This window comes from Streptosporangium roseum DSM 43021, from assembly GCF_000024865.1.
GTDB classification, from domain to species: Bacteria; Actinomycetota; Actinomycetes; order Streptosporangiales; family Streptosporangiaceae; genus Streptosporangium; species Streptosporangium roseum.
Map to the genome: position 1 here is coordinate 7,319,800 of NC_013595.1, position 20,155 is coordinate 7,339,954.

At 71.2% G+C, this 20,155-nt stretch carries 19 protein-coding genes; 7 read left to right on the forward strand and 12 right to left on the reverse strand.

Going from position 1 to position 20,155, the window contains the following annotated elements:
- Positions 1 to 115: 115 nt before the first annotated feature.
- From mnhG to SROS_RS32155, 8 genes are all read right to left on the reverse strand, one after another.
- Positions 116 to 445, reverse strand: a complete 330-nt coding sequence (gene mnhG, locus SROS_RS32120; protein ID WP_012893091.1) for a monovalent cation/H(+) antiporter subunit G — start codon at positions 443 to 445, stop codon at positions 116 to 118.
- Positions 442 to 702 carry an MrpF/PhaF family protein gene (locus SROS_RS32125; protein WP_012893092.1) on the reverse strand — a complete coding sequence of 87 codons (261 nt, stop codon included), beginning with the start codon at positions 700 to 702 and terminating at the stop codon, positions 442 to 444. Before SROS_RS32125 ends, mnhG begins: the two co-directional genes overlap by 4 nt.
- Positions 703 to 768: 66 nt before the next feature.
- Positions 769 to 1,320, reverse strand: a complete 552-nt coding sequence (locus SROS_RS32130; protein ID WP_012893093.1) for a Na+/H+ antiporter subunit E — start codon at positions 1,318 to 1,320, stop codon at positions 769 to 771.
- Positions 1,317 to 2,906 (reverse strand): Na+/H+ antiporter subunit D, encoded by a 1,590-nt coding sequence (locus tag SROS_RS32135; RefSeq protein WP_012893094.1) that lies wholly within the window; start codon positions 2,904 to 2,906, stop codon positions 1,317 to 1,319. The genes SROS_RS32130 and SROS_RS32135 overlap by 4 nt, the downstream gene beginning before the upstream one ends.
- A 160-nt stretch (positions 2,907 to 3,066) precedes the next feature.
- On the reverse strand, positions 3,067 to 3,885 hold the full coding sequence (locus SROS_RS32140; RefSeq protein WP_012893095.1) for a Na(+)/H(+) antiporter subunit C: 819 nt from the start codon (positions 3,883 to 3,885) through the stop codon (positions 3,067 to 3,069).
- Complete coding sequence (locus SROS_RS32145) at positions 3,882 to 6,671, reverse strand: Na+/H+ antiporter subunit A (RefSeq protein WP_012893096.1); 2,790 nt, start codon at positions 6,669 to 6,671, stop codon at positions 3,882 to 3,884. The genes SROS_RS32140 and SROS_RS32145 overlap by 4 nt, the downstream gene beginning before the upstream one ends.
- A gap of 116 nt (positions 6,672 to 6,787) precedes the next feature.
- Positions 6,788 to 7,456 (reverse strand): SRPBCC family protein, encoded by a 669-nt coding sequence (locus SROS_RS32150; protein ID WP_012893097.1) that lies wholly within the window; start codon positions 7,454 to 7,456, stop codon positions 6,788 to 6,790.
- A 71-nt stretch (positions 7,457 to 7,527) separates the two neighbouring features.
- Positions 7,528 to 8,610, reverse strand: coding sequence for a fatty acid desaturase family protein (locus tag SROS_RS32155; RefSeq protein ID WP_012893098.1), 1,083 nt, complete (start codon positions 8,608 to 8,610; stop codon positions 7,528 to 7,530).
- 215 nt (positions 8,611 to 8,825) lie between these two features.
- Between SROS_RS32155 and SROS_RS32160 the strand changes: the two genes are divergently transcribed.
- Entirely contained in the window at positions 8,826 to 9,689 is an 864-nt protein-coding gene (locus SROS_RS32160; RefSeq protein WP_012893099.1) for a polysaccharide deacetylase family protein, read from the forward strand.
- Positions 9,690 to 9,807: 118 nt separating this feature from the next.
- Here SROS_RS32160 and SROS_RS32165 read toward each other — a convergent pair whose 3' ends face one another.
- Both SROS_RS32165 and SROS_RS32170 read right to left on the reverse strand, forming a co-directional pair.
- The gene (locus SROS_RS32165) at positions 9,808 to 10,317 is read right to left on the reverse strand and encodes a hypothetical protein (protein WP_012893100.1); all 510 of its coding nucleotides are present in this window, start codon (positions 10,315 to 10,317) and stop codon (positions 9,808 to 9,810) included.
- Between the two features lie 164 nt (positions 10,318 to 10,481).
- Positions 10,482 to 11,492 carry a questin oxidase family protein gene (locus SROS_RS32170; protein WP_012893101.1) on the reverse strand — a complete coding sequence of 337 codons (1,011 nt, stop codon included), beginning with the start codon at positions 11,490 to 11,492 and terminating at the stop codon, positions 10,482 to 10,484.
- Positions 11,493 to 11,551: 59 nt separating this feature from the next.
- Here SROS_RS32170 and SROS_RS32175 point away from each other — a divergent pair, with 59 nt between their 5' ends.
- The 6 genes from SROS_RS32175 to SROS_RS32200 all read left to right on the forward strand — a co-directional run bounded on the left by SROS_RS32175 (position 11,552) and on the right by SROS_RS32200 (position 16,760).
- Positions 11,552 to 11,833, forward strand: coding sequence for an ArsR/SmtB family transcription factor (locus SROS_RS32175; protein WP_012893102.1), 282 nt, complete (start codon positions 11,552 to 11,554; stop codon positions 11,831 to 11,833).
- 368 nt (positions 11,834 to 12,201) lie between these two features.
- Entirely contained in the window at positions 12,202 to 13,638 is a 1,437-nt protein-coding gene (locus SROS_RS32180; RefSeq protein ID WP_012893103.1) for a cytochrome ubiquinol oxidase subunit I, read from the forward strand.
- 10 nt (positions 13,639 to 13,648) lie between these two features.
- A complete protein-coding gene (cydB, locus tag SROS_RS32185) occupies positions 13,649 to 14,590 on the forward strand; it encodes a cytochrome d ubiquinol oxidase subunit II (protein ID WP_012893104.1) in 942 nt (313 codons plus the stop codon).
- A 99-nt stretch (positions 14,591 to 14,689) separates the two neighbouring features.
- Complete coding sequence (locus SROS_RS32190; protein WP_012893105.1) at positions 14,690 to 15,934, forward strand: MFS transporter; 1,245 nt, start codon at positions 14,690 to 14,692, stop codon at positions 15,932 to 15,934.
- A 137-nt stretch (positions 15,935 to 16,071) separates the two neighbouring features.
- Positions 16,072 to 16,455 carry a type II toxin-antitoxin system RelE/ParE family toxin gene (locus tag SROS_RS32195; RefSeq protein WP_012893106.1) on the forward strand — a complete coding sequence of 128 codons (384 nt, stop codon included), beginning with the start codon at positions 16,072 to 16,074 and terminating at the stop codon, positions 16,453 to 16,455.
- Positions 16,452 to 16,760 carry a helix-turn-helix domain-containing protein gene (locus tag SROS_RS32200; protein WP_012893107.1) on the forward strand — a complete coding sequence of 103 codons (309 nt, stop codon included), beginning with the start codon at positions 16,452 to 16,454 and terminating at the stop codon, positions 16,758 to 16,760. Before SROS_RS32195 ends, SROS_RS32200 begins: the two co-directional genes overlap by 4 nt.
- Positions 16,761 to 17,025: 265 nt before the next feature.
- On the opposite strand, the gene cutA is transcribed toward SROS_RS32200, so the two are convergent.
- Positions 17,026 to 19,434 carry an aerobic carbon-monoxide dehydrogenase large subunit gene (gene cutA / locus SROS_RS32205; protein ID WP_012893108.1) on the reverse strand — a complete coding sequence of 803 codons (2,409 nt, stop codon included), beginning with the start codon at positions 19,432 to 19,434 and terminating at the stop codon, positions 17,026 to 17,028.
- Between the two features lie 209 nt (positions 19,435 to 19,643).
- The gene (locus tag SROS_RS32210) at positions 19,644 to 20,123 is read right to left on the reverse strand and encodes a (2Fe-2S)-binding protein (protein WP_012893109.1); all 480 of its coding nucleotides are present in this window, start codon (positions 20,121 to 20,123) and stop codon (positions 19,644 to 19,646) included.
- Positions 20,124 to 20,155: the final 32 nt, after the last annotated feature.

A 20,155-nucleotide genomic window follows, 5' to 3' on the forward strand; every position in this document is an offset into this window, starting at 1 on the left:
TGCCGAGCATTCTCCGCACAACACCGCCCTGCCGAAACGCCCTGCCGAAACGCCCTGCCGAGCGCTCCCCGAACTCGGGCCGTGGACACCGGCGTCTCAGCCCGCCGGGCGGGCCTCACGCGCGAGGGTCGCGGGGTGGGATGGCCGTGCCGTCGTCGTCCGGCGTCCGCGCCCGGTAGGCCGCCCGTCCCACCATGTAGGCGGCCACCGTCGCCGTGATCACCTGGAAGAGGCCGACCAGCAGCAACGTCCCGGCCGTCGTCCAGGTGGGCTCGCGCAGCCACATGGCCAGCAGGATCAGGTGCAGGCCCAGGACCTGGGGCTTGGTCGCCGGGTGCATGCGCGACAGAGTGTCGGGGAACCGGTACATCCCCACCCCCGCCGCGAACGCGAGCGCGGCGCCCAGCAGCAGGCACGCGGCGGCGGCCGCGTCCAGCGCGGTCAACGCGCCCTGCCCGAGAAGAACCTGGCCAGCGAGACCGATCCGACGAACCCGAGCATGGCCAGCACCAGCAGCACCGGCAGCGCGGAGTACTCGTCGAGCACCGCGGCCCCCGTACCGATCCCGCACATGATCACGGCGGTGAGCACGTCCAGGGCGACCGCCCGGTCCAGCATGGAGGGGCCGCGCACCAGCCGGTAAAGCGTCAGCGCCGCCGCGCAGCCGAGCAGCGCCAGCGCCGCCAGATACACCGTCGTCACCGCAGTTCCTCCTGGTCGGCTCGGGTGCCTGTCACCGCAGTTCCTCCTGGTCGGCTCGGGTGCCTGTCACCGCAGTTCCTCCTGGTCGGCTCGGGTGCCGAAGGCCGCCACGATGCGGCTCTCCAGCCGGGTCACGTCATCCTGGACGATCTCCTGGACGTCGCCCGTGATGCCGAGCACGTGCAGCACCAGCTCCCTCTCCCTGCCGTGCACCTCAAGGACCAGGCTGCCCGGCAGCGCCGACAGCGCCACCGTGATCAGCACGGCCATGACCTCCGACGACGAGCGCAGCCGTACCTCGACGATGTGGACCGGTGGCAGCGCGCCCAGGCGCAGTGCCCAGAACGCGACGCGGAAGCTGGAGACCACCAGGTCCCCCGCGAAGCGGACCAGGAAGACGAGTGCCGCGAAAGGATGGACGCGGAGGCCGGTGTTCACCACCGGGAGGGGCAGCAGCCAGACCACGACCAGCCCGCCCAGCAGGCCGCCGAGCACGTTCCCCACGCTGAGGTCGCCCCAGAGCAGCAGCCAGACCACCGTGAGCCAGGCCACCTGCGACAGCGGGACGGGCCTGCCCAGCAGCCTGGGGACGCGGCTCGGGCCGCTCCGCCCGCTCACCGCTCGCCTCCGAGCACCGCTGAGATGTACGGCTCGCGGGCCATCAGCTCGCCGGCGGTCCGTTCCGCGAGGGCGGACAGCGGTCCGGCCAGCACGGTGAACGACAGGGCCAGCGCCACCAGGGCCATCGCGGAGCCGAGCAGCGGGAGCGGGATGGTCGAGCTGGTGACGATCGCGCGGCCGGTGATCCCCTCGGTGCCGGTCGCCCGGATGACGGGGGTCTCCTCCCCCTCCAGCACGGTCCCCACCTTCTTGATCATCCCGGGGGGCGGTGTCCGCCAGAACGCCTTGTTCCACGTCGTGGCCACTGCGTACAGGGTGAGCAGGCTCGTCACCAGGCTCCCCACCACCAGGGTGATCGCCATGGGACTGCCGTCGGCCACCCCCGCCTGGATCAGCGTCAGCTTGCCGAGGAAGCCGGACATCGGCGGGATGCCCGCCAGGTTCATCGCGGGGACGAAGAAGAGCACCGCGATCAGGGGCGCCAGCCTCATCAGGCCTCCCAGCCGGTCCAGTGAGGTCGTGCCGGTACGGCGCTCGATCAGCCCGGTCACCAGGAAGAGGCTGGTCTGCACGGTGATGTGGTGGACGACGTAGAACACCGCGCCCGCCATGCCCAGGACGGAGGAGAGCGCGACCCCGAACACCATGTAGCCGATATGGCTGACCAGGGTGAAGGAGAGCATCCGTTTGATGTCGGTCTGGGCCACCGCGCCGAACACCCCGACCAGCATGGTCAGCAGGGCCGCCCACATCAGCAGGCCGCTCACCGGGCCGCCGGGGAACAGCAGCGCCTCCAGACGGATGATCGAGTAGATGCCGACCTTGGTGAGCAGCCCGGCGAAGAGCGCCGTCGCCGGAGCGGGCGCGGTCGGATAGGAGTCGGGCAGCCATGCCGACATCGGGAAGATCGCGGCCTTGACCACGAAGACCAGCAGCAGCAACAGCTCCACCAGCAGCTTGACGTGCTCGGGCAGCACGGAGAACCGCTCGGCGAGCTGGGCGGTCGACACGGTGCCGGTCGCGCCGTAGGCCACCGCGATCCCGACCAGGAACAGCATCGACGACGCCAGCCCTATCACCACGTAGGTCGCGCCCGCCCGGATGCGGGACTCGGTCCCGCCGAAGGTGAGCAGCACGTAGGACCCGCTGAGCAGCATCTCGAACGCGACGAAGAGGTTGAACAGGTCACCGGCGAGGAAGGCGTCCGACACTCCGGCGACCATGATGAGGTAGGCCGGGTGGAAGATCGACAGGGGGGCGGTGCGCTCCTGGTCGGCGTAGGCCTGCGAGATGGAGTAGACCATCACGCACAGCGTCACCGCCGAGGAGACCACCAGCATCAGCGTGGAGAGCCGGTCGGCGACCAGGGCGATGCCGATCGGCGCACCCCAGCCTCCGGCGTAGGTCACCAGCGGCCCGCCGGTGTCGGCCGCAACCAGCAGGACGGATGAGACCACCAGCACGGTCGTGAGCGTGACCACGCTGATGAGCGACTGGAGCCCGCGCAGCCGCCCTCCGATGGCCAGCTTGAGCCCGGCGGCCAGCAGCGGCAGCACCACCGGCACCGGGATCAGCACCTCCACCGGCCCTCCCCGCCCGCACCACACGCCCCCGGCACGGCAGGGCACTCCCGGGCCCCGGGTACGGCCCGCCTCCCCGGCGCTCCCGCGCCCGGCTCGGCCCACCACCCCCGGCCCCCCGGTGGCCTGCCGCCCATCGTGTGCACGGCCTGTGGCACCGTCATCAGTCGTCCCCCTCCAGATCCGGATCCTGCGCCCTGGCCTGCCGCTCCCGGTCGGCCCGGATGGCCGCTCGCATCTGCTTGCGCGCCTCGCGCTGGCGGATCCGGAACCGCCTGCGGATCTCCCGCTCCCGCTCGGCCTGCTCCCGCTCCCTGCGGGCGAATTCCGCGCGCAGCTTGCCGACCCGTTCCTGCCTGCTCTCCTTCGACGCCGCCTCGGCGCGCCGGGCCTCGGCGAGCCGCTCCTCGATCTGCTCGCTGGACAGTCCGGCGTCCTTGTGCGCCTGGAGCCAGCGGCCCAGGTCGACGTTGACGTCCAGGATCTGGCGCTCCAGCTCCTGGGCCTCCCGGTGCTCCCTCTCGTGCCGCGCGGCCTCCAGCCGGGCGAGCTCCTCGCGCTGCTCCCGGACCAGCCGCCGGTAGGCGTCCTGCTTGGCGAGCACGGCCTGGGTGAGCTCCCCGCGCCGGGCGCGCAGCCGTACCCTGCGGTCCTCGGTGTCGTCCTGAACCTCGTCACCGCCGGTGAGCTGCCAGGACCGGTGGACCACGGCGAGCAGGAACGCGGTGACGCCCAGGGTGATCACGATGGAGGTGAGCACCATCGCCTGCGGCAGCGGGTCGGCCATCCGCTCCGGGTCGGACCTGCCGAGGATCGGCGGCTCCCCCACGGGGCCGCCGACGGTGAGGATCAGCAGGTTCACCCCGTTGCCGAGGAGGATGACGCCGACCAGCAGCCGGATCAGGCTCCGCTCCAGCAGGAGCGTCACCCCGGCCGTCACCAGCGTCCCCGACACCAGCAGAGGCAGCAGCGAGATGGTCACCGGCCCTCCTCGTCGTCGATCTGCCGGTCCAGCTCCGCGCCCAGGCTGCGCAGGATGTCCTGGACCATGCCGACCACCGTGACGTAGACCCCGATGTCGAACAGCAGCACGGTGGACAGGTGGAGCTTGCCGACCAGCGGGATCGCCACGTCCGCGGCCAGCATGTCCAGTGGCGCGCCGGCGACCAGCAGTCCCCAGAACGCGGTGACCGTTGACAGCAGGAGGCCGATGCCGATCAGCACCCCGGCGTGGACCGGCACCGCGACGGCCAGCTCGTAGCGGCCACCGGCGAGGTAGCGGACGACCAGCGCGAGCCCGGCCACGATGCCGCCCGCGAACCCGCCCCCCACCGAGCTGTGCCCGGTGAACAGCAGGAAGATCGAGATCAGCACCACCGTGTGAAAGATCAGCCGGGCCACGATCTCCAGGACGACGGCCTGCTGCCCGACGGGCAGGGTCGCCGCGAGCCAGTGCGTCCCTTCTCCCCTGCGCACCTTCCCCGAGGGGCGTTCCAGCGCGTACATACGGCGGCGCAGGAAGATCAGGCTGGTCACCCCGAGGGTGAGGACGACGAGCACGGAGCTCTCCCCCATGGTGTCCCACGCCCGGATGTCCACCAGCAGCGCGCTGACGATGTTCGCGGCACCGGCCTCCTCGGCGGCCCCGGCCATCAGGCTGCCGACCGGCACCGCCGAGCGCGCGCTCTCCGCCAGCATCCCGGCCCCGACGATCACGACGCCGCTCACCACCCCGAGGGCCAGGCGCACGCCGAAGGGCACTCTGAGCTGGCCCTCCCTCGGTCCCACCGGGAGCCTGCGGAGCACCAGCACGAACACCACCAGGCTCAGCGTCTCGGCGAGGAACTGGGTCAGCGCCAGGTCCGGTGAGCCGTGGACCAGGAACAGCAGTGCCACGCCGTACCCGGTGAGCCCCGCCACCAGGGCGAGCACGATGTGCGAGTTCACCCGCGTCGCGATGAGCGCCGTGGCGATGAGGAGGACGCCGACGAGGGGCTGCTCGACGCGCTCCCAGCGCACCACGTCCAGCCGGATGTCGCGGGCGGGGCCGTACAGCAGCGAGAAGCCGCCGATCCCCGCCATGGCGACGAAGGCGATCATGAGGTAGTCGGGGAGCGAGCCGCGCTGGGTGACGCCGGTCAGCTGGAGGGCGAAGCGGTCCAGCGCCCGGACGACGGCCCAGTAGGCGCGGCCGGAGTCGACCAGGTGCAGAAGCTCCCCGGCACGCGCCACCGCCGCCCTGGCCAGGAAGAGGATGACGCCCCCGGCCAGCGCGACGGCCGACAGCAGCAGCGGCACGGGCGCGCCGGTCCACAGCGCGAGGTGGGTGCCGTGGCCGGGCCCCGCGAACGTGCCGGTGTAGCCCTCCATCGCGTGGCCGTACCGTGCGGAGTAGGGGGCGGCGACCAGCCCGAGTACGGCGAGCAGCGCGGGCGGCAGGAACGTCGCCGCGGCGGCGCGGTGCGCGGGGACCGGTTCCAGGCCGGGCCGGTCGCCGAAGGCCCCCCACAGGAACCGCAGGCTGTAGGCGGCGGTGAGCACCGACCCGGCGACCACCCCGGCCAGCGTCACGGTGTCGGCGAGCCGCCCGGTGAGCAGCGACTCGAACGCGGCCTCCTTGCCGACGAACCCCAGGAACGGCGGGATCCCCGCCATCGAGGCCGCGGCGGCCACCGAGGTGGCGCAGAGCCAGGGCGCCGAACGGCGCAGACCGCTCAGCTCGCGCAGGTCGCGGGTGCCGGTGGAGTGGTCGATGATGCCGACGACCAGGAACAGCGAGGCCTTGAACAGCGCGTGGGCGAGCAGCATGGCGACGCCCGCGATCGCGGTGTCCCTGGTGGCCGCGCCGAACAGCACGGTCAGGAACCCCAGCTGGCTCACCGTGCCGTAGGCCAGCAGCCTTTTGAGGTCGTACTCGCGCAGGGCCCGCCAGCCGCCCAGCACCATGGTGAGCAGTCCGAGCGGTACGACGATCGCCTGCCAGACGGGCAGTCCGCCGAAGGCGGGGCCGAGCCTGGCGATCAGATAGATTCCCGCCTTCACCATGGCCGCCGCGTGCAGGTAGGCGGATACCGGGGTCGGCGCGGCCATCGCGGCGGGCAGCCACATGCTGAACGGGAAGATCGCCGACTTCGACAGCGCGCCGACCAGGATCAGCGCCGTCGCCACCGGGATCGCGCCACCGGCCGGCGGGTCCGCGACGATCCGCGAGATCTCGTAGGTCCCCGCCGTCTCGCCGAGCACGACCATGCCGGCCAGCATGGTCAGCCCGCCGAACGTGGTGACGGTCAGCGCCTGCATCGCCGCCCTGCGGCTGGTCCTGCTCGCGGGGTCGTGGCCGATCAGCAGGTAGGAGAAGACCGTGGTCAGCTCCCAGAAGACGTACAGCAGGATCAGGTTGTCGGCGACCACCAGTCCGAGCATCGCCCCGGCGAAGGCCACCAGCTCCCCGCCGAAGCGGCCGAGCCCCTCCTCCCCCGCGTCGAAGTAGCGGGAGCAGTACAGCAGGACCAGGGCGCCCACGCCCGTGACCAGGAAGGTCATGAGGAGGGCCAGCGGGTCGACGCGGAAGGACAGCCCGAGCCCCAGCGCGGGGGCCCAGTCGTGGCGCGACTCGACGGGAACGCCGCTCACCGCCACCCACAGCGCGTAGCCCAGCCCGCACGCGGGCGGCAGGGCGAGCACGAGGAAGGCGTCGCGGCCGAGACGGCGGACCAGCGCCGGGGCGCACACCGCCGCGACGGCGTGCAGGATCAGCAGCGGCTCCATGTCCCCCCGGGCAACCGTCGTGGCCGACGTACCCAAACTGCCAGGAGCCGCCCGTTTCGCCGCCGTAGCGCACAGCCGCTTGACCCGAACAGCGCCGGTTCTTCACCGGCGCATGATCAGCTCTTTCTGCCGGTACGGCCGAGCAGCCAGCCGATCACGGCACTGCCGAGCGCGATGCCCGCACCCATGCCGAACGCGGCGAGGACCGGCCACACGGGAGCGCCCGCCCTGGGCTGCGCGGCGGGGCGTTCAAAGACCTGCGGGGTCACGGCGGGATCGGCGGCCGCGGCCGGTGGCGTCACGGCGGGGAACGTCGCCGCGGAGGTCACGACGGGAGCGGAGGCCGGGGCGGCGGAGAGGTGGCTCTCGACGGCGGAGAAGAACTCCCCCGCCGTCTTCTTGACGACCGAGCTGAGCATGCGCTGGCCGACACCGCCGATCATGCCGCCGATCACGGCTTCGGCGTCGTAGTCGATCCGGGTGCCGCCCTCGATCTCGCTGAGGCGGACCTCCACGGTGGCGTCCACGGTGCCGGGCGCCCCCTGGCCCCGGGCCCTGAGCACGAAGCGCTGCGGCGCGTCGGGCTCCGACAGGGCGACCTCCCCCTGGTAGACGCCCTTGATCGAGGCCACCCCGGCGGTGACCGTCATCCGGTAGGTGTCGGGTCCCGTCTCCTCCAGACGCTCGCAGCCCGGGATCGTCCGCACGAGCACGGCCGGATTCTGGAGCGCGGACCACACGCGGTCTCTGTCGATGCCGAGCACGGCACTGCCTGCGAGCTTCACAGCAGCACCCTAGGCAATCGCCGGCCGTACTGATAACAGCAACATGTGCCCGTCGGCGGGACACGTGATTGTCAGAGACCTCGCGTGGAGGCGTCCCGCCGCAGCGGCGCCCCCGCCGCGTGCAGGTGCCGCAGCGCCTGCGCGTAGGAGCTGAGAAGCCCGCTCTCGAGGTAGGGGATGCCGAGTTCCTCGCAGTACTCCCGCACGATCGGCTGGGCGCGGCGCAGGTTCGGCATCGGCATGCTCGGAAAGAGGTGGTGCTCGATCTGGTAGTTGAGCCCGCCCAGCACCGTGTCCGTGATCCGCCCGCCGCGCACGTTGCGCGAGGTCAGCACCTGACGGCGGAGGAAGTCGAGCCGGTCGTCACCCCTCAGCATCGGCATCCCCTTGTGGTTGGGCGCGAACGTGCAGCCCAGGTAGACACCGAAGATCGCCTGGTGCAGGAGGAGGAACGCCACGGCCTTGCCCGGCGACAGCATCGCGAACAGCACGGCGAGGTAGGCGACCACGTGCACGACCAGCAGCGCCGCCTCCCGCCCGCGGTGCCTCAGCGACGGGCGCCGCAGGGCCCGGAAGCTGGACACGTGCAGGTTGAAGCCTTCCAGCGTGAGCAGCGGGAAGAACAGGAAGGCCTGCCTGCGGCCCAGGAATCTGGACAGCCCCCGGCTGGCGACGGCCTGTTCGGGCGACCAGATCAGCACGTCGGGAGAGACGTCGGGGTCGTGGTCCTCGTGGTTGGGGTTGGCGTGGTGGCGGGTGTGCTTGTCCATCCACCAGCCGTAGCTCATGCCGATGCCGAGGTTTCCGGCCACCAGACCGGCGATCTCGCTGGAGCGCCGGGAGCGGAAGACCTGCCGGTGGGCCAGGTCGTGGGCGACCAGCGCGACCTGGGCGAAGACCAGCGCGAGGAAGGCCGCGACCAGCAGCTGGTACCAGGAGTCGCCCACCGCGAAGAAGACGGCCCAGCCGCCGGCGAAGGCGGCGGTGACGAGCCCGAGCCGCAGGGCGTAGTAGCCGGGGCGCCGATCCAGCAGCCCCGCCCCCACGATCCGGCGTGACAGACGGGCGAAGTCGCTGCCCCTCGCCCCGTCGTCCTCAGCACCTGCTGTGCCGGCGGCTCGGTCCGCGGCGTCGGTCGCGATCGAATTGGTCACGGTTCTCCTCTGGGGCCGGAACGCTGAATGTGATCAATCAGTCATTGGCGCACTAGATCAGCGTGAAGAGGCTGACGAAGCGACTGTCCCAGGATTTCGTGACCACCGTAATTACGAACCCCCGCGCCCACCCCGGCTGATGGTAGTGCTGGCCCTACCATGACGACCGGCTCACGGGTCAGTTGGAGCTCCGGCTGCTGGCAGGATGGTGGCCCATGGCAGCGGGGAAATCATGGGCGACCAGATCGGCGGCCGCGTTCATGGCCCTGGCGGCGAGCGCGGGATGCGCCGGCGGCACGACCGACGGCAGCGGCCCGCAGGCCGGCGCCGGCCGTACCCCCTCCCCGGGTGCCAGTGCCTCACCGGTCAGGCCCTCCGGGCCCCCGGGGGTGCTGCCCCGGCCGGGCGAGGTGGGCCGGATCCCCCCGCCCTCCGACGGGCTGCCACCGGTGATCAGCTCCATCCCCACGAAGAGAAAAGTGGTCTTCCTGACCATCGACGACGGCTGGGAGCAGGATCCGGGCTTCCTCGCGCAGGTCAGGGACCGGCGGATCTCCATCGCGGCCTTCGTCACCCGCGACGCCGTGGAGGCCAGGGGCGCGACCGACCCGACCGCCCAGGGCGGCAGGTTCCTGGGCGCGGGCAAGTGGGGTTACATGCGTGACCTGCGCGAGGCGGGGGCGACGATCGAGAACCACACGCTGACCCATCCGAACCTGCCGGCGCTCGGCTACGAGCGGCAGAGGGCCGAGATCTGCGGCACCTCCAAGCTGATCCGCAGGCACACGGGCAGCTCGCCCACCCTGTTCCGCCCACCGTTCGGCAACCACAACACCCTGACCCGCAAGGCCGCCAAGTCCTGCGGCATCGACGCCCTCCTGCTCTGGACCGCGACCGTGCAGCCCGGCGGGAAGATCGCCTATCAGGTGCCCGACAAGAAGCTCCGCCCGGGTGACGTGCTGCTGCTGCACTTCCGCCCGGACCTGTCGCGCGACTTCCGGATCCTGGTCAACAAGATCAAGCGCCGGGGTTTCGAGATCGGCAATCTGGACGCCTACCTGAAGGCCGCGACCCGGTAGCCCGTGCGGAAGCTCGGACGGAAGCTCGGACGGAAGCTCGGACGGAAGCTCGGACGGAAGCTCGGACGGCCCGTCTCCCCCGGGGGAGACGGGCCGTCCGGGAACACGTGCTGTCCGGTTACTCGCTCTCGGCGGTGTAGAGGTACTCCCAGCCGCCGCACCGGGTCGGGTAGGAGCCGCGCAGCTCGATCTGGCACACCTTGACGCGGACGCTCCGCACGTCCTCCTCGGCGAAGTGGAACTGCTTGGCGCCGCCCGCCCCGCAGTACTTGTAGGCCTTGCCGCCGGACCAGCCGTCGTCACCGAAGTGGTTCACCTGGAACTTCACGTAGCCGCACTTGCCGCCCTGGCGATAGGTGCGGTGGTCGAGGTCGTAGAGCTTGCCCCTGACGTGCACCTCGTTGGACCTCTGGTGCCGGTCCCACTCGACGCCGATCCAGCCGGTGGCCTTGGCCCGGTGGTTGGAGGAGCGGTAGGGGCCCCAGTACTCGTCGTAGTCGTAGCCCGAAGAGCCGGCCGTGACCGCCGTGGTGGCCTGCGTCGCGGCGTTCGCGGTGGCCGGCAGCGCGAACGCGAGCGCGCCGGCGGTGACGGCCGTGGCCAGCAGAGCAGTGGTCAGTCGCTTCATCGTGATCTCTCCTCAACCCCCGGACCGGCTCCCTGCCGGATCCCCCCTGGGCTTGGGTCATTGGTACGGGGAGGTGCTTGCAGCCTCCCGTAGCGGTGCTTGCAGTCCCCCGTAGCCGGGCTTGCACGGGAGCTGACGACCTGACCGGTGACCCCGGGAACCGCTCAGAGGAGTTCGGCGGCCCGCGCGGCGGCGTGGAGGTAGACGGGGTCGGGGGTGCGGGCGTGTTCTCGGAGGCAGGCTTCGGCGAGCTTGATCGCATGCTCGTCGCCGTTGTCCACCGCCCGCGCCGCCACCTCCTCGGGGCCGGGCGGATCGCCGTACGGCAACGGCTCGGGGGTGGTGCGGGTGCCGAAGGCGCTGTAGATCCCGGCGGCCACCTGCCAGAGCGCGTCGTAGGTGGGCCGGTGGAGTGCTCCGGGAAGCAGCGGGAGCACGGACCTGACGGCGGCCGGCGCGGTCACCGCGTGCAGGAACACGATCGGCATCCGGCGGCCGTGGGTCAGGAACAGCCCGGAGAAGGTCCGGGTGAGCTCGCCGAGACCGGCGTCGACGTCGCCGGGCGGCCGGAGCGCGCCGACCGCCTCGGGAAAGGACCGTACGGCGCCGAGCCCGGCCAGCTGCTCGGTGATCAGCCCGCCCGGCGGGATCTCCCGCATCAGCGGCAGAGCACGGATCGCGTCGTCCAGAGAGGCGTTCCCTCCGGTGCGGGGCGTGCCGGGCAGCTCCGCGTAGCGCGCGGCCCAGTAGCCCAGCGCGTGCGCGAGCTCCGCCAGCCGCACGGGGCCCGGCCGGTCCGCGACGGCCCGTACGGCGTGCGCGGCGCGGATGATCCCGTGGGTGGCCCCGGCGGCCAGTCCCGGGACCAGCCTCGGCCACCACTCGGAGACCACGTCGGGCCAGGGCGCCTCCTCGAACCGGTGGGCGAAGTAGTCGCTCCAGTCGGTCACCCTCCGGAAGTCGCCGAGCGCCTCCCGCCAGTCGCCGATGGGCGCCGTCCGCTCCGGCTCCGGTCCCAGCCGGGGGAGGTAGCCGTCCACCCAGCGTTCGACGGCGTCGGCGCGGCCGAGGCCGACCAGGGCCTCCGCCGCCATCGGCCCGTGGCTGGACAGGCCGCCGCCGAACTCGGGACCGGTGCCGGCGAACCGCTCCAGAGCTCCGTCCAGAACTTCCATATCGTCTTCTCTCTATATAGTTAAGTTTCTATATAGTCGAAAGCCTCTACACTGTCCAGATGTCCGGCCCTCAGACGTCCAGCGACGTCGACGCCTTCAAGGCACTCGCCCACCCGGTCCGGCTGGGCATCCTCCGCCACCTCGCCGCCGAGGGCGAGATCTGCGCGTGCGACTTCACCGCGGTCTTCACCGTCAGCCAGCCGACGATCTCCGCGCACCTCAAGGTGCTCAGGGAGGCGGGTCTGGTGACGGCCCGCCGCGAAGGGAACACCATCTGCTACGCCCTCGCCTCCGGCGCCCTCTCCGGTCTGGCCGGCAGGCTCGCGGCACTGGCCGGCTGAAGCGGGTCCACCGCCCGGCTTACCCCGGAATCACCCCAGCGGCTGATGACCGGCGGGTGGCGCCGCCGCCACCATGAACGTCATGCGCTCGCGGGGCCCGACGGCCCCGGGAGCGCACCCGGCGGACGGGGGCGCACGCCCTCCGGGGCCGGGGCGCCCGGGGATCGTCCCCGGCGACGCAGGGGGAGAACCGGCGCCGCGAGCCGGAGGGAACGATCTCGGTCGGGCGGAGAAGTGCGGTCTCGCGCCGGACCATGTGACAAAGATCGCAACAGCTCGCGGCGCCTTTCCCTCCCGTTGCTCTACAGCTTGTAGTACTACTTTTAGTAGCACTACAACTTGTAGAGCTCCAGACCCGCGAGGGGAAGATGGACGCACTGGACCTGGCGCGGTGGCAGTTCGGGGTCACCACCGTTTACCACTTTCTGTTCGTACCCCTGACGATCGGCCTCGGCGTCTTCGTGGCCGGCCTGCAGACCGCATGGCATCGCACGGGCAAGGAGCAGTACCTCAGACTCACCAAATTCTTCGGGAAGCTCTTCCTGATCAACTTCGCGATGGGCGTGGTCACCGGCATCGTGCAGGAGTTCCAGTTCGGCATGAACTGGAGCGACTACTCGATCTTCGTCGGAGACGTCTTCGGCGCCCCGCTGGCCCTGGAGGCGCTGCTCGCATTCTTCCTGGAGTCGACGTTCCTGGGCCTGTGGATCTTCGGCTGGGACAAGCTGCCCAAGCGTGTCCACCTCGCCACGATCTGGGCGGCGGTCATCGGCTCCAACCTGTCGGCGTACTTCATCCTCGCCGCCAACGCCTGGATGAAGCATCCCGTCGGCTACGAGGTGGTCGACGGCAAGGCGCGCATGACGGACCTGTGGGCGGTGCTCACCAACTCCAGCGCGCTCGCCCAGGTGCCCCACGTGGTGGGAGCGGCCTTCGTCGTCGCGGGCGGGTTCGTCCTGGCGGTCTGCGGCTACCACGTCCTGCGGGAACGGCGTGCCGACCCCGACCGGACCACGCCGATGCGGCGCGGCGCGACGGACATGTGGCGGACCCCGATGCGGGCCGCGCTGGTCATGACGGCGATCGCCGGAGTCGTGGTCGCGGGCAGCGGCGACATGTCCGCCAAACTGCTGTACGAGCAGCAGCCGATGAAGCTGGCCGCCGCGGAGGGGCTCAGGCACGACACCGCCGGCGCGCCCTTCTCCCCCGTGCCGGGGGTGGAGGTGCCCATGCTGCTCAGCTTCCTGGCCACCAACGACCCGTCCGCGGTCGTCCACGGCACCGAGGACCTGCAGGCCCGGTTCGAGAAGGAGTTCGGCCCCGGCGACTACCGCCCCAACCTGCCCGTGGTCTTCTGGTCCTTCCGCGTGATGATCACCTTCGGCATGGCCACGGTGGCCCTGTCGGTCCTCGGCCTCTGGCTGACCCGCAAGCGCCGCCGCGACCCCCGCCCGCCCCGCGAGCTGCCCACGTGGCTCGCCCGGGCCTGCGTGCTGGCGCTGCCGCTGCCGACCATCGCGATGATCTCGGGCTGGCTGCTCAGCGAGATCGGCCGCCAGCCGTGGACCGTCCAGGGCGAGCTGCTCACGGCCGCGAGCGTGTCGCCCGGTGTCAGCCTCACCGAGGTGGCCATCTCCCTGGCGATCTTCACCGCCCTGTACGGCGTGCTCGCGCTGGCCGAGGCCGTGCTGATCGTCCGCCACGTCAAGACGGGCCCCGAGCCCGCCGCCCCCGGCCCCCTCACGCCGCCCTCCCGCGACGACGAGGACTCGGCCGCCCGGCTCCAGCCGACCCTGATGTACTGAAGGCGGAACAATGGAACTCACCACCTTCTGGTTCGCGGTCATCGCGTTCCTCTGGACCGGATACTTCGTCCTGGAGGGCTTCGACTTCGGCGTGGGCCTGCTGGCCCCGGCGCTGTCCAGGAACGAGGCCGAGCGCAAGCAGGTCCTCGGCACGATCGGCCCGGTCTGGGACGGCAACGAGGTCTGGCTGATCACCGCGGTCGGCGCGATGTTCGCCGCGTTCCCCGCCTGGTACGCCGGGCTGCTCAGCGAGTTCTACCTGCCGGTCACGCTGGTCCTCGTCGGGCTGATCGTGCGCGGCATCGGCCTGGAGTGGCGGGGCAAGGTCCACCACTCCTCCGACCGCGCCTGGTGCGACCTGGGCATCCTGGTCGGCAGCGCGCTCCCGGCCTTCCTGTGGGGCGCCGTCTTCGCCGACCTGCTGCACGACAGCGCGATCGCCGCGCTGGTCGGCGGGGTGTTCTCCCTGTCGCTGTGCGTCCTGCACGGCGCGGTCTTCGTCACCCTCAAGACGTCCGGGCCGGTGCGCGCCCGTGCCCGCCGTACCGCGATGGTCACCTCCGCGGTGGCGCTGCCCGCCGCGGTGGTGGCGCTGTCCAACATCCCGGCCGCCGGGACGGCCGTCGCCGACTGGACGGCGGCTCCGTGGCTGTGGGCGTGCGCGCTGACCGCGATGGCCGCTCTGGCCGCCGGGATCGCACTGACCTGGCGCGGCCGGGACGGCTGGGCGTTCGCCGCCACCGCCTCCTCCATCGCGCTGGGCTCGATCGCCCTGTTCGGCGCCCTCTGGCCCGCCCCCCTGCCCGGCCTGACCGTCGCCGAGGCCGCCTCCGGCCCCTACACGCTGGGCATGCTGACCTGGATCGGCCTGATCGCGCTGCCGTTCGTGCTCGGCTACCAGGCCTGGTCCTACTGGGTGTTCCGCAAGCGCCTGGTCGCCGAGGTGTCCTGACGCATCCACAGGCGGAGCACTCGACGGCCGCCCACGTCCGGCGCGGGGGAAAGGGGGAACCGGGTTGATTTCCCCCGCGCGACTCTGAAGCATTCCTTCATGACCCCTCCCAGCCTGTTCCGGCACCGGAACTTCATGCTCCTGTTCGGCGCCGACACGATCAGCCAGGTCGGCACGCAGATCAGCATGCTCGCCCTTCCCCTGGTCGCGGTGCTCGCACTCGGGGCGAGCGAGTTCGAGACCGGCCTGCTGGTCGCCGCGGAGACCGTGGCGTTCCTGCTGGTGGGACTGCCCGCCGGGGTCTGGGTGGACCGGATGCGCAGGCGGCGGATCCTGATCACCGCGGATCTGGTCCGCGCCGCGCTGCTGGCGTCGGTGCCGATCACGTGGTGGCTCGGCGCCCTGACCCTCCCCCACCTGTACGGCGTGGCGCTCGGCATGGGCCTGGCCACGGTCTTCTTCGACATCGCCTACCAGAGCTACCTTCCGAGCCTGGTGGGCAGGGACCAGCTCGTGGACGGCAACGCCAAGCTGGAGATCGTGCGGTCGGCGGCGGGCGTGGCCGGGCCGGGTGCCGGCGGCGGGCTGATCCAGGTGCTCACCGCGCCGGTCGCGGTGCTCGCCGACGCCGTCAGCTTCCTCGGCTCGGCGCTGTTCCTGTGGCGGATCGACGCCGCCGAGCAGACCCCGGACCCGGCTGAGCGGCGGGGGCTGCTGAAGGAGATCGGCGAGGGGCTCCGGTTCGTGGCCACGCACCGGATCCTGCGGATGATCGCCGCCTCCACCGCCACCGCCAACTTCACGGGCGGGATGCTGGCGGCCGTTGAGATGATCTTCCTGACCCGGGTGCTGGGCCTCTCCCCCGGCGCCATCGGCCTGCTGTTCTCCGCCGCGGCCCTCGGCGGGCTCACCGGCGCGGCGATCGTGGGGACGGTCGTCCGCCGGGCCGGCACGGCCAGGATCATCTGGCTGTCCATCCTCGCCACCGGGCCGTTCATGCTCCTGGTGCCGCTCTCCGGGCCCGGCTGGGGAACGTCGCTGTTCGCGATCGGCATGTTCATGCACGGGGTCGGCGTGGTGCTCTACAACGTCAGCCAGGTCAGCTTCCGCCAGAGCGTCACCCCCGAGCACATGCTCGGCCGGATGAACGCCACCATGCGCTTCGTCGTGTGGGGCACGCTCCCTCTCGGCGGCCTGGCCGGAGGAGTGCTGGGCGAGCTCTTCGGCGCCCGCACCACGCTGTGGATCAGCGTCGCGCTGGGACTGCTGGCCGTGGTGCCGCTACTGCTGTCCCCGCTGCGCACGATGCGCGACCTGCCCGCCCCCCAGGAGGTCGGCGCCTGAGCCCCTGGATCGGACGAGGCCTGAGCTCGGCATCGCCGCCAAGACCGCCCGGACGGGCACGTAGAGAATTTACATGAACACCCTACGCGACAATCTTGCTCTTCGTAGTATGCAGAAATACTATGAAGGAGACTCCGGTGGCATGGAACCTGGCGATGACGGGAGAAGTACGAGAGTGGCTGCACGCGATGAGAGCAGGCGATCGAGCGACTTCCCGGTTGATCGGCCAGGCGATCCAGACCCTCGTGGAGATAGGCCCCGATCCGGGACGGCCGTTGGTCGACAGGATCACAGGCTCCGCCGTACGGAATATGAAGGAGCTACGGCCGGGCTCTTCGGGGCGGAGCGAGATCAGGATCCTGTTCGCCTTCGATCCTCGACGCAGCGCCGTGCTGCTGGTCGCCGGAGACAAAGCCGGCCACTGGGAAGCCTGGTACGACAAGGCGATACCGCTGGCGGAGGAGCGGTTCGCCGAATGGGTGGCGTGGCTGGAAGCATCACCGAAGGAGCATGATCGATGACCACATTCCACCGATGGGACGACGTCAGGCATGAGGTCTTCGACGAAGAGGATCTCGCCGCCATCGACCGGGGCGCCGCCGAGACGGTCGCCGCTGTCAGGCTTGCCGCCATGCGCAAGCAGCTCGGCCTGCGCCAGGTGGATGTCGCCGAGCGCATGCACGTGCGACAGGAAAGGGTTTCCGCGATCGAACGGGGAGAGCCGACCTCGGCGACACTGAGCACGCTGATCGCCTATGTCCGAGCGCTCGGCGGGCAGCTCGAGGTCGTCGCCACCGTCGACGACACCCGCTACAAGATCGCCTGACCCCGAGGCCCGCTCCGCCGTCGCCTGTCTCACCGCGCACGATGCGCGAAGAACCGCCCTGTACGTACCGGCCTGGTGGTTGGGAACGACCGCGGCGGCCGGCACTAGAGTCCGGCGCCGACCCGCATGGACTCATCAATGTACGCGCATGACTCGCTGTTCACGATCTGTCACCGTAAGGGATCGGTACGGCATCCGCCCCTGGTTCGTCAATAGTGGGCAGGCTGTTCATCCGCGATCCGGCGGGGGCGGACAGGGCAAAAGGTCAGGTTTCGGACGTGGATCGTCCGGTGGCCGCGCGGCGCAGGTCGAACAGGTCCGATGGGGAGATCGGCATCTTGTCGATCCCGATGCCCTCGGCGTCCTCGATCGCCGAGGCGATCACCGCCGACACCGGGATGACTCCCGCCTCCCCCGCGCCCTTGATGCCCAGCGGGTTGAGCGGGGACGGCGTCTGCAGGTGCGCGGTCTCCACGAGCGGGATCTCCGTCGCGTAGGGCATCAGGAAGTCCATGAACGAGGCGTTCAGCAGCTGGCCGTGCTCGTCGTAGACCATCCGCTCGTACAGCGCGCCGCCGACGCCCTGGGCGACGCCGCCGTGGATCTGCCCCTCGACGATCATCGGGTTGATCAGGTTGCCGCAGTCGTGGACGACGGCGTAGCGCAGGATGCGGATCTCGGCCGTCAGCGGGTCGGTCTCGACGATCGCGGCGTGCATGCCGGAGGCGAAGGTCGAGCGGAGCGGCGAGTAGTAGTCGCGCCCCTCGAGCCCCGGCTCCTGCCCCTCCTCCACCGGCGGCCTGTCGAAGGACGACGCCCCGGCGAACTGGGTCGCCCGCGCCGCCTCCTCGTCGAAGGCGTAGCGCAGGGGGTTGGACAGCACCGCGACGGTCGCCAGCGGGATCGAGGCGCCGGGCGCGCCCAGCACCCGCACCTCGCCGTCGACGATCTCCAGGTCACCGGGCGCGGCCTCCAGCGCGTCGGCGGCGATCCTCAGCGCCTTCTCCCTGACCTTCCGGCACGCCAGCGCGATCGCGTTGCCGCTCATCACCGCCGCCCGCGAGGCGAACGTGCCGACCGCGTAGCCGAACCTGCGGGTGTCGCCGGTCACCACCGAGACCCGTTCCATCGGGACGCCCAGCTCGGCCGCGGCGATCTGGGCGAACACGGTCTCGTGCCCCTGCCCCTGGGAGGTGAGCCCGGTGGAGACGTGCACCCGGCCGTCCGAGGTGATCTGGACGTGGCCGCCCTCGTACGGCCCGACACCGGTGCCCTCGACGTAGCAGCCGATCCCGATCCCGATCCTGCGCCCCTCGGCCGCCGCCCGCGCCTTCGCCTCGGGGAAGGAATCCCAGCCGATGAGCTCCTTGAGCATCCGCAGCGACTCCGGATAGTCGCCGCTGTCGTAGATCAGCGGGCGGCCGTCCTGGAAGATCAGGCCCTGGTCGTAGGGGAACTCGTCGGGCCGGATGAAGTTGACCTCGCGCACCGCCGTACGGTCGGCCCCCAGGTGGGCGGCGATGTGGTCCATCGTCCGCTCCATGCAGAAGACGGCCTGCGGCCGTCCCGCCCCCCGGTACGGCGTGACCTGCACGGTGTTGGTGTAGATCGAGGAGAACTCGACCCGGTAGGCGCCGATCTTGTAGGGGCCGAGGAGCTGGGTGGAGGTGATGATCGGCACGATGATCCCGTACGGCGTGTAGGCGCCGTGGTCGTGCAGGATGTTCACCTCCAGTCCGAGCACCCGGCCGTCGTCGTCGAAGCCGACCCGGACGGACTGCACCTGGGCCCGCTCGTGCGCCGAGGAGATGAAATGCTCGCGCCGGTCCTCGGCCCACTTGACCTCGCGGCCCAGCAGGATGGCCGCCCACGGGACCAGGACCTCCTCCGGCCACGGATGCACGATCTTGACCCCGAAGCCGCCGCCCACGTCGGGCGCGATCACCTCGACCTTGGGCAGCGGCAGTCCGAGCTTGGCGGCGATCGCCATGCGGACGCTGGTGGAGGTCTGGGTGCTCGTGTACACGCGCAGGGAGCGGTCGTCGGCGTCCCAGCGGGCGTACACCCCCCGCCCCTCCAGCGGCATGGACGCGCTGCGCTCGATGTCGAGCCGGAAGGCCAGCGTGTGCGGCGCGGCCTCGATCGCCTCCCGCGCGCCGAGCCCGGCGGCCGAGGGCACCTCCTGCACCAGGCGCGCGCCGACGTTGCCCGGCACGTCGTCGTGGACGAGCTGCGCGGACTGCGCCGCCTCCTCCACCCCGACCACCGGCTTGAGGATCTCGTAGTCCACCCGGATGAGCGCGCAGGCGTCCTCGGCGAGGTAGCGGTCGCGGGCGACGACCATCACGACCGGCTCGCCGACGTGCCTGACCAGGTCGCGGGCGAGCGGGTATGCCGTACGGCCGTGGGTCAGCGCCGGATGCGGGATGAGCAGCGGCAGCGGCTGGGCGAGCAGGGAGGGCAGGTCCTCCCAGGTGTAGATCGCCACCAGCCCGTCCACGTCGATCGCGGCGGAGACGTCGATGTCGCGGATGCGGGCGTGCGCGTGCGGGGACCGGACGAACGCCGCGGCCAGCGCGTCCTCGCCGAGGTCGTCCAGGTAGCGCCCCTGCCCGGTGAGCAGCCGGGGATCCTCCCGGCGCCGCACCGGCTCCCCGAACAGCTTCGTCGTCATGCCGCCCCCACCCCGTGGTCCGGCCGGACACCTCGCTCGCTTCGCTCGCTCATACGACCTCCTCGCCCGGGGCTCGGAGTCCGCATTCGCGAACGCTGCCGTGCCCATTGGCTCGCTCGCTTCGCTCGCTCATACGACCTCCTCGCCCGGGGCTCGGAGTCCGCATTCGCGAACGCTGCTGTGCCCATTGGCCCGCTCGCTCCGCTCGCTCACGACTCCTCCGCCATGATCTCGGCCGCGCGGTGGACGGACTTGACGATGTTCTGGTAGCCCGTGCACCGGCACAGGTTGCCGGAGATGCCCTCCAGCACCTCCTCCTCGGTCGGCGCCGGGTTGTCCCGCAGCAGGGCGGTGACCGTGCACAGGAAGCCCGGGGTGCAGAAACCGCACTGCAGGCCGTGGCATTCGGCGAAGGCCCGCTGCACCGGCGACATCGCGCCGCCGGGGGTGGCGAGCCCCTCCACCGTGGTGATGTCATGCCCGTCCACGGTGACCGCGAACGTCAGGCAGGACCGGACCGGCTCCCCGTCCAGCAGCACCGTGCAGCATCCGCACACCCCGTGCTCGCATCCGACGTGCGTGCCGGTCAGGCCGAGATCGTGCCGCAGGCAGTCCGACAGCAACCGCCGCCCCGGCACCTCGACCTGCCGGACCACCCCGTTCACCGTCAGTGTGATCGCGATGTTCATCGTCGGCTCACCGCTCCTCCTCCGCCGCCTCC